The organism is Coprococcus eutactus (assembly GCF_001404675.1).
GTDB lineage: Bacteria > Bacillota > Clostridia > Lachnospirales > Lachnospiraceae > Coprococcus > Coprococcus aceti.
The window spans coordinates 201730-215183 of sequence record NZ_CYXU01000002.1 but is presented as its reverse complement, the minus strand read 5'-3'; the positions used below and the strand labels follow the sequence as shown (position 1 = coordinate 215183).

12 protein-coding genes are annotated in these 13454 nt (G+C 44.2%); 3 read left to right on the top strand and 9 right to left on the bottom strand.

What is annotated here, in order from left to right:
* Positions 1-21: 21 nt before the first annotated feature.
* The 7 genes from ARA78_RS05320 to ARA78_RS05290 all read right to left on the bottom strand — a co-directional run bounded on the left by ARA78_RS05320 (position 22) and on the right by ARA78_RS05290 (position 8439).
* Entirely contained in the window at positions 22-1074 is a 1053-nt protein-coding gene (locus tag ARA78_RS05320; RefSeq protein WP_015534524.1) for a glycoside hydrolase family 5 protein, read from the bottom strand.
* A 154-nt stretch (positions 1075-1228) separates the two neighbouring features.
* A complete protein-coding gene (locus ARA78_RS05315) occupies positions 1229-2965 on the bottom strand; it encodes an acetyl-CoA carboxylase carboxyl transferase subunit (RefSeq protein ID WP_015534523.1) in 1737 nt (578 codons plus the stop codon).
* 5 nt (positions 2966-2970) lie between these two features.
* Complete coding sequence (fabF, locus tag ARA78_RS05310; protein WP_015534522.1) at positions 2971-4209, bottom strand: beta-ketoacyl-ACP synthase II; 1239 nt, start codon at positions 4207-4209, stop codon at positions 2971-2973.
* A 141-nt stretch (positions 4210-4350) separates the two neighbouring features.
* On the bottom strand, positions 4351-4776 hold the full coding sequence (locus ARA78_RS05305; protein WP_015534521.1) for a GtrA family protein: 426 nt from the start codon (positions 4774-4776) through the stop codon (positions 4351-4353).
* Entirely contained in the window at positions 4763-5608 is an 846-nt protein-coding gene (locus ARA78_RS05300; protein ID WP_055147346.1) for a DUF6734 family protein, read from the bottom strand. The genes ARA78_RS05305 and ARA78_RS05300 overlap by 14 nt, the downstream gene beginning before the upstream one ends.
* A gap of 25 nt (positions 5609-5633) precedes the next feature.
* Positions 5634-6506, bottom strand: coding sequence for a hypothetical protein (locus tag ARA78_RS05295; protein ID WP_055147343.1), 873 nt, complete (start codon positions 6504-6506; stop codon positions 5634-5636).
* A gap of 142 nt (positions 6507-6648) precedes the next feature.
* A complete protein-coding gene (locus ARA78_RS05290; protein ID WP_055222326.1) occupies positions 6649-8439 on the bottom strand; it encodes a CAP domain-containing protein in 1791 nt (596 codons plus the stop codon).
* Positions 8440-8697: 258 nt separating this feature from the next.
* Here ARA78_RS05290 and ARA78_RS05285 point away from each other — a divergent pair, with 258 nt between their 5' ends.
* The 3 genes from ARA78_RS05285 (at position 8698) to ARA78_RS05275 (ending at position 11159) form a co-directional block, all read left to right on the top strand.
* Complete coding sequence (locus tag ARA78_RS05285; protein WP_022215990.1) at positions 8698-9897, top strand: class I SAM-dependent rRNA methyltransferase; 1200 nt, start codon at positions 8698-8700, stop codon at positions 9895-9897.
* Positions 9898-9901: 4 nt separating this feature from the next.
* Positions 9902-10504, top strand: coding sequence for a transglutaminase-like domain-containing protein (locus tag ARA78_RS05280; RefSeq protein ID WP_015534517.1), 603 nt, complete (start codon positions 9902-9904; stop codon positions 10502-10504).
* 70 nt (positions 10505-10574) lie between these two features.
* On the top strand, positions 10575-11159 hold the full coding sequence (locus ARA78_RS05275; RefSeq protein ID WP_015534516.1) for a rhomboid family intramembrane serine protease: 585 nt from the start codon (positions 10575-10577) through the stop codon (positions 11157-11159).
* Between the two features lie 334 nt (positions 11160-11493).
* Here the strand turns inward: ARA78_RS05275 and ARA78_RS05270 are convergent, their stop codons facing one another.
* On the bottom strand, positions 11494-12156 hold the full coding sequence (locus tag ARA78_RS05270; protein WP_055272058.1) for an HAD hydrolase-like protein: 663 nt from the start codon (positions 12154-12156) through the stop codon (positions 11494-11496).
* A gap of 128 nt (positions 12157-12284) precedes the next feature.
* Positions 12285-13448 carry an enoyl-ACP reductase FabV gene (fabV, locus tag ARA78_RS05265; RefSeq protein ID WP_015534514.1) on the bottom strand — a complete coding sequence of 388 codons (1164 nt, stop codon included), beginning with the start codon at positions 13446-13448 and terminating at the stop codon, positions 12285-12287.
* Between the last annotated feature and the right edge of the window lie 6 nt (positions 13449-13454).

Below are 13454 nucleotides of genomic sequence, written 5' to 3'. Positions count from 1 at the left end.
CCCTTTTATCCGTTATTCTCTTTATTCTTCCTTGTCTCCAAGCAGCTCAGTCACATACTCACCCCATTTTGTGAGTTTCTTATATCCCTTAGTAAACATGGATGGCTCCACCGTATCGTCATATCCAACTGCGATCCATCCTATATTATGCTTTTCCAGATATCTGGTAAATTTTATTCCAAATACATTTCTGGTGCCCTTCAGCTTCTCATTCTTGACCTCGACATCATCGTCTGCATATCCCCACTCTGTCACTATAAGAGGATAACTTGTCACATAGCCCGACAGGAACTTCTGCCAGAACACCTTGTCTGGGTAAACATGAACAGAGAACGCAGTATTGTCATTCTTCACGCCAAGCTCGTCAAGCCATCCGAGATCATAACAGTAATCCGGACTTCCAACGATTATAAGCTGCTTTGCGCCGGCATCCCTTATAACTCCTATAAGGCTCTCCGCGCATCTCTTCCACTCTGAATCACTCATGCCAACCGGCTCATTGTATATCTCAAATATAACATTTGGAGTGTTCTTGAAATAATCCGCAATGTTCTTCCAGAATTCAGCAGAATAATCCAGCGGATTCTCGTCGAGATCCGGCATCTCATCCCCGGAACCATCTATCGGGTTACCTGTATAATCCCAGTCGAGAATAACATAGTTATCGTTCTCTCCGGCCCAGGTAACTATGCGGTCAAGATATCTCCACATATAGTAATCGTCATTCTTGTACTCCACAGGGCTTATTGGCACCCTTATGGCATTACCACCCTTGGCAAATACATCCTTGTAGAAATCCTCATTAAACTTCTTCTCCTCATACAGACTGCGCGACTCTGGAACCATCACACCCTTGAGAACAACCTGTTCTCCGTCTGCATTCAGGATCTGAGTCCCCTTCGCTGTAAGCATGGTAGGATATTTGTCTGTATCACCGATAAATTCTGCACGTGTTCCCACAGGTGTCAGCAGATCCTGCTCCTTGCCCCGCAGGTACATCACGTACCATATGATTGCTGCCGCAATGATGGCGGCCACGATAACTATCAAAGTAACCTTTATCTGTTTCTTCATAAACGCTCCTCCAATTCAAGCTGTATCTTCAGCCATATACATAAAGTTTACCAAAAAAACACCATCACTTCAACATATGCATGAATAAAAGGCATTCCCCGTGAGATAAATTTCTCACTTGAGAAATGCCTTTCATCTATAGTATATCTGTGATCTACAGATTTCTGAATCTGTCGTATCTGTCCTGTGCAATCTCCTCAGGAGTCTTGTCTGAATACTTCTTGAGGAATTCCTTAATGTTCATCTTAAGGTACTTGCCTATATATGGAACTGACTGCTCATCTGCTCCGCCGTACTCAGGTACGACCTGCTCGATAACGTTCAGTCTCTTGAGATCCTGCGCTGTAATCTGCATAACTTCTGCAGCCTCCTCAGCTCTGTTGCTGTCCTTCCAGAGGATAGACGCATATCCCTCAGGTGAAAGGATTGAGTATGTCGCATTCTCAAGCATCCATACCTCATTGCCGACTGCAAGGGCAAGTGCTCCACCGCTTCCGCCTTCTCCGATAAGGATACAGAGTACAGGAACCTTGAGTGATGACATCTCATAGAGATTTCTCGCTATGGCTTCACCCATTCCTCGCTCCTCAGCCTCAAGTCCACAGAACGCACCCGGTGTATTTACAAATGTAATGATAGGTCTGCCGAACTTCTCAGCCTGCTTCATCAGACGAAGAGCCTTTCTGTAGCCATCAGGAAGAGGCATACCAAAGTTTCTCTCCATGCACTCTGCCATGGAAGCTCCCTTGACCTGTGATATAACTGTTACAGGCTGTCCATCTATATGACCGATACCACCCACAATGGCTCTGTCATCATTCATGGTTCTGTCTCCGTGGATCTCACGGAAATCATCGCATATATACTTCACATAGTCGAAACCTGAAGGTCTGCTCATCTGACGAGCACCTCTGAGCTTCTCCCACGGAGTCTTAGGCTCATCATCCTTGAGTCTCTCCTTGAGGATCTCGCTTATGTCAAATTTCTCATCTTCAACAGCACTGTCAAAGTTAGCATAGCCCTGTCTCTGCTTATGTGTGACGATGAGATCATACATTGTGTCCTTCATCTTGTCTCTTGTGATTATGCCATCTATGATACCATGCTCAACAAGGAACTCTGATCTCTGGAAGCCCTCTGGAAGCTCCTGACCAATAGTCTGCTTGATAACTCGTGGTCCTGCAAATCCTACGAGCGCACCTGGCTCTCCAAGGATAATATCTCCAAGCATTGCAAAGCTGGCTGTAACACCACCTGTTGTAGGATCTGTAAGAATAGATACATACAGAAGTCCTGCATCAGAATGTTTCTTGAATGCAGCGGATGTCTTGGCCATCTGCATCAGAGAAATGATTCCCTCCTGCATACGTGCACCGCCTGAACAGCAGAACATGAATACCGGAAGCTTCTCCTCTGTAGCCTTCTCGACAGCTCTGGCAATCTTCTCACCCACAACATATCCCATGCTGCTCATGAGGAATCTTGCATCACATACACCAACTACAGCAGGCTCACCATTGATGGTTGCCTTTCCTATAGTAACAGCCTCCTTGAGGTTTGTCTTGGCCTGTGCAGCCGCAACCTTGTCCTCATAGCCCTCTGTTCCAAGAGGATTTGAGCTTGGCATATCCTCAAACCATGGCTCAAATGACTTTGGATCTGTGACCATTCTTATTCTGTTCTTGGTCTTAACTCTGAAGTAAGAACCGCACTCATAACAAATGTACTTTGCGTTCTTCACTCTTTCCTTCTCAACTTCTCTTCCGCACTTAGGGCACTTTACAAGCTCCACCTTTGGTGCTTCCTGAATTCCCTCAGCAGCCTTTGCCTCCTCTGCAGCCTTTGCTGCAATTATCTCGGCATCTTTTGCCTTTTTTTTGATAAATAACATGATATTTACTGCTCCTTATACTTCTGTAAGACGATACATGCATTGTGTCCGCCAAATCCAAGTGAGTTGCTGATCGCAACATCAACGTCCATCTCGCATGGCTCCTTACAATAATCCAGATCAAGCTCCTCCTCACTCTCCACAAGTCCTCTTGTTCTGTGGATATAACCTTCCTCTATACTCTTGACACAGGCAATACACTCGATGGCTCCTGCTGCACCGAGAAGATGTCCTGTCATAGACTTTGTTGAATTGATCTTGATGTCCTTTGCGTGATCGCCAAATGCCTTCTTGATAGCACGTGTCTCAACAAGATCGTTCAGATGTGTGCTTGTACCATGAGCATTGATGTACTGAACCGCATCAAGTGGAAGTCCTGCATCCTTAACCGCATTGGTCATGGCAACTGCTGGTCCCTCACCTGACTCCTCAGGTGCTGTGATGTGGTGTGCATCACTTGAACATCCGTAACCTGAAAGCTCTGCGTAGATCTTTGCACCTCTTGCCTTTGCGTGCTCAAGCTCCTCAAGAATAACAATACCTGCACCCTCACCGAGAACGAATCCGCTTCTGTCCTTATCAAATGGAATAGAACATCTGTCTGGATCTGTTGATGATGTAAGTGCTGTAAGTGAATCAAATGTTGATATACCGATAGGTGTAACTGCTGCCTCACATCCGCCGGCTACCATGACATCAGCGTCTCCGTACTGGATCGTTCTGAATGCCTCACCGATACTGTTTGTTCCTGAAGCACATGCTGTTACAACATCTATACTCTTGCCCTTGAGACCAAACTGGATCGCAACGTTACCTGCTGCGATGTTGCTGATCATCATAGGAACTACGAATGGACTTACACGAAGTGGTCCCTTTGTAAGTATGGTTCCATATGCGTTCTCAAGCTCCTGAAGTGAACCAACACCTGAACCAATACATGTACCAACTCTGTAAGCATCTTCCTTTGTCATATCAAGTCCTGAATCTGCCATAGCCTCCTGGGTTGCCTTCACAGCAAACTGTGTGAATCTAGCCATACGTCTTGCAGACTTTGGATCAATGTAGTCCTTTGCTACAAAGTTCTTAACCTCGCCGACAAGCTTGCACTTGTATGCTGAAGCGTCAAACTGTGTAATAGGTCCGAAGCCATGCTTTCCTTCCTTAAGTGAATCCCAATACTCGTCAACTGTATTGCCGACTGGAGTTATGGCTCCTATGCCTGTTATTACTACTCTCTTCTTCATACTTATCTCCTTGCATTACTTATTCTGCTTTTTATACATATTTAACCATTCAATTATACTCCAACTGTCAAATGTTTGGAAGTAATTGTGTCCATGTTTTTCTATAAAATTTCGATAAACATTCGCATTTATACATATCTCTTACAGTTTTTCCTTTATCTTTCTGAATATAAACTTCTTGCTTATATAATAATTGAGGAATATCACCAGCACTGATGTGAACGTCTTTATGCCCATCGCCCACAGGTGAAGCCTGTCAACCAGTATATAAATCAGGCCCTCCTCCACCACCAGTGTGAACACCCTGCTCACGTAGAATGACACCAGTTCTTTTATGAACTCCCACGCAGTCTCTGCGACAGTGTGGAACACCGATTTTCTATTTGTTATGAATGACACAAAATTGTACAGTATCCATGCCAGGAAGTTGGCCCTGACAGGTTCTATCCCGCATTTGTACATAAATATCCAGGCGGAGCCAAGATTTACCGCTCCCACGACAATTCCCCACAGTATATATATGTATATCTCCCTGGGTATCTTCTTCAGCACTTTATCTACAAACATGTAACTCCCTTATAACATCCGCCTCTTCCGGAAACTCCCGCTCTATCCGCTCGCAGAGACGTCCGTTAAACTCAACCCTTTTCCCATAGTTAAACTTCAGAATATTCTTATATCCCCACAAATGTGTGAACACATCCTGTCTCTCTATATCCGCCGCCTCAGGAAAAAATGAAGCAATGATCTTTCCCTTTCTCGCAGCACACATCGCAAGCAGTCTCTGCTCCGCAAATACCATGTGGCACAGATTTTCCTCAGTCTCCCTACAATTCTCCATAAATTGTATGGAGCTGTCCACATAATAGTTCTTAAATTGCTCCTTAGCCATATATAGCATACAGGTATTTACCGGCGGAACATCCCAGCTCCACAGGGGATCAAAGCTGTACGAACTGTCCATATTGAAGAAGTCCTTGCCGGGATATACATCCGGATATATTCCTTCTCTGTGTATTGCACAAATATCCGTCCCCGCTATGTATTCCCCTATATTCTTCCACACTATAAGGTCCAGATCCACCATGACCGCCGGCATATGCGCCGCCTTAAGCGCATACAGCTTGCCCGCAGCCCAGAACACTCCCGGGGATATGCTGTCAGGAACCTGTATCTCTTTTATGCCGCCATTCCATATATGCGACAATCCCTGTCCCTCAACATAATCAATGGCCCTTGCATCACCGTAAAGTGTGATAGGGCCATTCATTTTTCTCCACATAAGAGCAGACAGGATCATGGTCAAAAGCTCATAATCCTGCATGCTGTAAGTGTTATCTTTACTTTTCTCAAAATAAGGAGCAGTCCACAATATGTGGAATCCCTCTATATCCTTCATATATCCTCCAAGATCCGGTCATGTACTAGATTAGGTCCAGTCCATATCCAAACTTAGCATTGCCACCAATCCGGCTGGTCGGTCTTCTGCTTCTGTTGATAAGCTGCCACTCCTGAGGGAACTCAACCATCAGCTCCTGGCTTGTTCTGATTGAATCCATACTGTCCTGTGGCTGCTGTGTGTCACTTTCAAGCACCATCGGCATATTTTTTATCCGCTGACTTCCAAATATTCTATATTGGCTCCCCAACAACATACGCTGACTTCCAAACAGCAGTCTCATCTGACTGCCATTCCACTGGAACCGCTGACTTCCTATCATTCTATACTGGCTTCCCGCCAGGTATCTGAAGCCTCCCTGACTACCGAATAACTGTCTCATCCGGCTGCCATTCCACTGAAAACGCTGGCTTCCTGTCATTCCACTCTGACTTCCCATCAAAAGCTTCCGGCTTCCAGTATCCACAGTCTGTTTCGCAGCTTCGCATCCAAGCTCTTCGTATCTGTCCTCAAAAGGGATCAGAACTCCACCGCCGAATTCCACACTGAAAGGTCTGCCGTCCATCATGACATATGTCCTGTAAGGATACAGTCTGCCATTCTGCGCTATCAACTTCATATATACCGGCAATCCACTGTCGAGCCTGTGGAATCTGTACGCCTGCAGTGTGGTTGCTTTGACGAAATATCCTCCCGCCGGCAGTGAATATCCAAGCACTGCCTCAAGCTCACCATCCCATTCAATATATACTCCGAATTCTCCAGTCTGGGCATCATAATTCCTGAGGTCAAAATATGCCTTTCCCGTGACAAAAGGAAGCATCCTGGCTATTCTATTGTCAAATAGTGCCACACTCTCGCCGGCACCTCTATTTAAAGACGAATATATGAAACCCACACACAATCTCCATTCCCAAACTAGCCAAATTCTATATCCGACTATTTGCCTTATACTATGTATGGTACTCTATTTCTCCATATAATTCAATTTAATTTGAGGGATTTAACAGTCTTATTTTCCACTAATTTCCTAATTAAAATTACTTACCAAATGTAAGGACATAATATCTCTTATATCCCTGTTTATCATTTTTGAGAGCCACAAATACTGCAACGCCCATGGTCTTGTATGTAGTATTCAGCATATTGCTGTCATGTGCGGTCGACTTGGACCATGCTCTGAATACGAGATCTCCACCACTGAAACCACATGCAAGATTCTCTCCGTACAACTCGTACATGGAGTTGAGACACAGTGTTCCATTTGGTCTGTAATGGCTGTACTTGTTGCTTATCTCCTTTGCTCTTGTGGTAGCGGTCTCTGTCAGAGATGTTGACACCTTAAGGCTTGAAAGTCCATTTTCTGCACGATGCTGGTTGACCATCTTACTCAGTCTGTTTGCCGCGCCTATATCATAATATCCATATACTCTTGTCTTTCTGCCCTTACCAAGATCGATAGTGTAATATCTCTTGACCGAGAGATCGTACTCTCTCTTATATACAACGCCTCTTCTGTTGACATATGCTATGTAGCCATCGGCTGTCTTATACTTTCCAGCCTTTACAACTCGCTTTGCAGCGCTGTTGAAATAGTAATTGGCATTTCCGATCTTCATTATGAGCTTCTTTGCAGGCTTCCACTTTCTGCCTGTAAACTTGTATGCCTTCTTGGTGCTGTTGTTATAGCTCATTGTGGCTACGCCTTTAGAGCCGAAATAATATCTGCTGCGGTAGACAGTCTTCCACATATTTTTCTTCTGCACCCATGTGTTCTTCGAGTAATCAAAGTCGTATACCTTCTTTGTCCCCTTCTGATCTGTATATCTTGAGGTAACATATCCGCCGTCACATACGTAGTAAGCGGTACTTCCATTTACCTTCTTCCATCCTGATGATGTACGTCTGTTTCCATTTGCATCATAGAAGTAGTATCTGCTTCCGTTGAGCTTGTCGATCACATTTGAGACTCTCTTGTATGACTTGCTGCTTGATATGTATCTGTACAATATATTCGATGCCTGATCATACAGAATGGTACATGTGCCTGATCCATCAAAATACATCAGCTTTCTGCCTGTATTCTTCCACAGGTTCTTGTTCATATCCCAGCTCTTCTTTGAATCGTTAAATGAATACTTTCTGAAAATGCCTGATGCCTTGTAGATCCTCTCCTTTACATAGTGGGATCCACCGCCTGTTACAAATACCATATTGTCATAATTTATATGATACCAACCGCCCTTTGTGACCTTGTCACCATTTGAATTGAAATAATATGTTCTGCCATCGTTGAGAATAAGCATCTGGTTCTTCACCTGGACAAGCTTGCCGCTGCTCAGTGACTTTGCCTTCTTGCTGCTATTATCGTATATCTTTTCACACAGTCCGGAATTGTTCAGATAATAGAGAACGTTATCCACTGTCTGCCACTCGTTCTTGCAGATCGTCCAGTCCTTTGAATCAGCGCTGAATCTGTATATCTTGATGGTATCGCCAGAACGTGTAAACTTCATAGCTGCCACGCCATTTTCATCTATAAGATATCTGGTGCCATCATCGGCATCTATCCAGCCTGCAGTTTTCTGCACTTCACCATTAACATAATATCTGAAGTAACCATCCTCATCCTGTATCACTCCACTCTGAACTACATCTGATGCTGTGGCCAGAACTGCCGTGCCGTCAGCTCCCATCTCATCTGCCTGTGTCACCACATTTGTAGAAAAAATCACAATAGCCAATACAGCAATCGCCATAAGACTGCCTATAACTTTTGCCGCCATCAGGCTCTTTTCTCTCTTTGCAATATTAGTCTTCATTGTAGACATCTTTACTGTCCTCCTTTTTATTAAGCATCAGTTTCCGCAGGGAATCTGATGTTTGTGTGCATTCTGCTACGCTCGTAGTATACACGTGTTACATATTTTTTACAAGTATAACTTTTTTACAAGTTTTTTGTTACAAATGTGTTAAGCTGCCCCATCTTGGATTATTTGTCTACATATGGTAAAATAAATCCGCAAAATTCAAAAACAGACAACGAAAAATGTCTGCCAACGGCAGTACAGAGAAAGGATACATATATTATGGGAGCTATTGTTACATTAAAAAAGGGAGAGGGACGACTTCTGAAGTCCGGCGGAGCATGGATATTTGACAATGAGGTCGACACCATAGTCGGCAGCTTTGAGAACGGCGACATCGTCATAGTAAAGGACTTCGACGGTTATCCACTCGGCAAAGGATTCATAAATACCAACTCCAAGATCTTCATCCGCATGCTCACAAGACATGTGGACACCGAGATCGACGAGGCATTCTTCACAAAGAGACTTCAGGATGCATGGGATTACCGCAAGAAAACCGTCGACACCAGTAGCTGCCGTGTCGTATTTGGCGAGGCTGATTTTCTGCCGGGAATCGTCATTGACAAGTTTGAAAACGTGCTTGTTGTCGAATCACTGGCACTCGGCATCGACAAAGTTAAAAATTTGTTAATAAATATTTTAAAAAATATACTTAAAAATGATGGTATAATAATCGAGGGTGTTTATGAACGAAGCGATGCAAAAGTCAGAAAACACGAGGGGATGGATACCTACAAAGGGTTTATTGGTGACGAATTTAACACAAAGGTTCATATAAATGAAAATGGCGTTCGATATATTGTTGATGTGAAAGACGGTCAGAAGACCGGATTCTTTCTGGATCAGAAGTATAATCGTCTTGCTATTCAGAGAATATGTAAAGATGCAAAGGTTCTTGATTGCTTTACACACACAGGCTCCTTTGCTCTAAACGCAGGCATAGCCGGTGCTTCCAGCGTTTTGGGAGTAGACGCTTCAGAACTTGCTATTGCCCAGGCCAGAGAAAATGCAGCGCTCAACGGATTGGAGAGCACTGTCTCTTTTGAGTGCAGAGATGTATTTGATCTTCTTCCTGAACTGGAATCAAAAGGCGAACAGTTTGACGTTGTCATACTTGACCCGCCGGCATTCACAAAATCAAGAAATTCAATAAAGAACGCAGTCAAAGGCTATCGCGAGATTAATCTGCGTGCTATGAAACTCGTAAGGGATGGTGGATTCCTTGCAACTTGTTCATGTTCACATTTTATGGATTTCGAGTTATTTACCAAGACCATAAAACAGGCCGCCATGAATTCACATGTAAGACTTCGCCAGGTAGAGTTCCGCACACAGGCTCCTGATCACCCAATATTATGGGCTGCAGATGAATCTTATTATCTGAAGTTCTACATATTCCAAGTAATAAAGGAGAGATGACACAATGCAACTAATTCAGAGAAATAAGGATTCAGCATATTTGCAATACGACAAGTATGTAAATTATGACAATCCTATCGTCGCTGCAAAGGCAAAGGAACTTGCTGCAGATTGCAAGAGCAGTGATGAGATCATACAGGCATGTTACTATTTTGTCCGGGATAGGATTTCTCACACATATGACAGCAACTTTTCAGTAATAACTATCAGCGCTTCCGATGTACTGGAAGCCAGCACGGGCATCAGCTATTCAAAGGCCAATTTGCTGGCAGCACTGCTTCGTGCCAACAACTTATATACAGGATTCTGCTATATCCGTATCAAGCACAAGGGCGGACTTATGGCTATGCATGCACTTAATGCGGTATATCACCCGGATCTCAAGAAGTGGATACGTCTTGATGCCCGTGGCAATAAATACGGCGGTTTCAACGCCGATTACACACATAATGAGACTCAGATGGGACATGTGATTGATTCAGCAGCCGGAGAGTATGAGTTCAACGACCTCATCGCCGTACCGCTTCCATCAACCATGAGGGTTCTCGAACAGAGTACCAACTTCTACAAGATGTACTTTAACGATATGCCAGATTATGACGCTTAAAAAAATATTACCAGCGGATGACCGCTGGTAATATTTTTCTATACTATATGAATAAGAGGGGAACCGATCCATGTCAAAGACAAAATCCAAAACCATATTAAGAATATCCTTTAACTCACCTGTGGTACTTACATTTGCACTCATTTGTCTGGGAGCTTATCTCCTGAATATCCTCACAGGCGGCAAAAGTAACTTTCTTCTATTTGAAGTATACAGAGCCCCTCTCACCGATCCTTTAACCTACATCCGCATGTTTGCCCATGTGTTTGGTCACGCAAGCTGGAGTCACCTTATCAACAACATGACGCTGCTGCTTGTGATCGGCCCACTACTTGAGGAAAAATACGGCTCAAAGGATCTGCTCATCGTAACCATCACCACCGCACTGGTGACAGGAATCGTGCATTTTATATTCTTCCCTGGTACAGCATTGCTCGGCGCCAGCGGAGTGGTATTCGCATACATTCTTCTGTCTTCTTTTGCATGTATAAAGGACGGCTCCATACCGCTCACCTTCATACTTGTTGCAGTGCTTTATATCGGCGGACAGGTGGCTGACGGAGTGTTTGTGAAGGACAATGTGTCGAATCTCACCCACATTATCGGGGGGATCATCGGAGCGTTCTTCGGGTATATCTCAAATGTCAGGAGATGATATGACGAACGGACGGATGACATACTCTCCAGGGACAGAAATTGGGTCTCTATATATGTAATCACGCTCGACTTACATATATAGAGACCCAATTTTATATTCCCAGGGAGTATGGCATCCTGGTCTTGTTGGATATATACTTTTCAGATCATGTTCCTGACATATTTCGCTGAAAAATATATTTTATACACCACACTATATTATAGATATCGACTCTTACCTGTTTTTCTTTTATTCAGTTCCCCAGAGTGTCATCCCACAAAAATAATCATAGATATTTAATAAAAAATATATATCAACACAAACATCTATAAACTATAAGCTACCTTTCTATCTACAGATTCAGGATTTCCTCCGGTGTCTCTACTATGTTGTCTGCGCCGACTGCTTCGAATTCTTCTCTGCTGCCGTAGCCGTAGAGGACTCCTATGGTCTGGAGGCCGCAGGCTTTGCCACCTTCTATATCGTAGCGTCTGTCGCCTATCATCACAACCTGGTTTGATTTTATTATATCTTCTGTCAGTCCGTGATCTTTCTTGAGGCTTTCAAGGACCTGGGATATGATGTGCTTCTTGTCTGATCCTGTTCCGTCGGGATTACTTCCAACTACAACGTCAAAATATTTTCCCACACCGAACTTCTCAAGGATACGGAGTGTCGGCTCTGTCGGCTTGCTGGTTGCAACTGAGAGTATGCAGCCCTTCTCCTTAAGGGCACGCAGGGTGTCTGCCACTCCGTCGTACACCTCAGCCTCGAAGAGACCTACCACGTTGTATCTCTCTCTGTACTTGGCCACCATCTCCTTTGCCCTTGCATCATCCATGTCGAATTCTCTCACAAAAGAATCATACAGGGACGGCCCTATAAAGCTTCTGAATACTCTGTATTCAGGATATGGAATCCCAGCCCAGTCCAGAGCGTATTTTATACAGTTGAATATTCCTTCCTCAGACTTGGTGATGGTTCCATCAAGATCAAATAATAAATATTTGTACATATACCGTCTTCCTCCTTGCGAAAATAATGGGTCAGGCACACCAAAAAAGCGCTTACCGAAATGCCCCGCAAATTCTATGAATCTGTGGGGCATTTGTAGTATTTATATATTGAAACTACCCATGAATATTACATGATATCAACATCTGCTGAGTAATCCACACCGTCGATCTTGAAACCGAACATGTTGTAGAAATCCTCCCAATATCCATCGATGTCTGCTATATCCTTGACATTGTCATTGTTGACTGTATCCCAGTGCTCAGCAACAACTTCCTGAACATCATCTCTCATCTCCCAGTCGTCCATACGGATGAATCCGTTGTCGTCCACCTGGGTGTCATCCAGGATCTTATCCATGAACAGTCTCTGCATCTGCTCTATGCATCCCTCGTGGAGTCCCTTCTCTTTCATAACTTTGTAGAGAAGTGTGATATACAGAGGTACGATAGGGATAGCTGCACTTGACTGTGTGACAAGAGCCTTGTTGATGGCTATCTTCGCCTTTATGTTAGGGAACTTTTCATTTATAATGTCTGCTGACTTGTACAGATCCTTCTTTGCCTGTCCGATCGATCCCTCAGCGTAGATAGGGAATGTGATCTTTGGTCCTATGTATGAGTATGCAACTGTGATCACGTTATCTGCCAGAACTCCGGCATCTGAGAGTGCCTGCATCCAGTCGATCCAGTCCTCACCGCCCATTACCTTGATGGTGGCATTGATCTCGTCATCATTTGCCGCTGTTATATGTGCATCTGTGATGGTGTTGTCCTTGAGTACAAGTGTCTTGTTGGTGTACTCCTCACCAACCGTCTTGAGTACTGATGTGTACTTTGTTCCATCTGGAGTTGTTCTTCTAGGCGCTGCTAGGCTGTATACGATCATGTCTATCTTGCCCATGTCTGCCTTGATGGTCTCGATGACCTGCTCCTTGATCTCGACTGAGAACGCGTCGCCATTGATGGACTTTGCATAGAGTCCGGCCTTGTGAGCCTCCTCCTCAAATGCTCTGTTGTTGTAGAAGCCAGCGGTTGCTGTACGGCGTCCATTTGACTCCTTCTCAAACATAACGCCGAGGGTATCTGCGCCATAGCCAAATGCAACTGCGATACGTGATGCAAGTCCGTATCCTGTTGACGCTCCGATCACCAGAACCTTCTTAGGTGCGTTATCGCTCTTAACTGTTCCCTTTGACTTGACATACTCGATCTGATTCTTTACATTCTGTGCGCATCCCACCGGGTGAGCTGTTGTACAAATAAAATCTTTAACTCTTGGTTCAACTACCATTTTCAA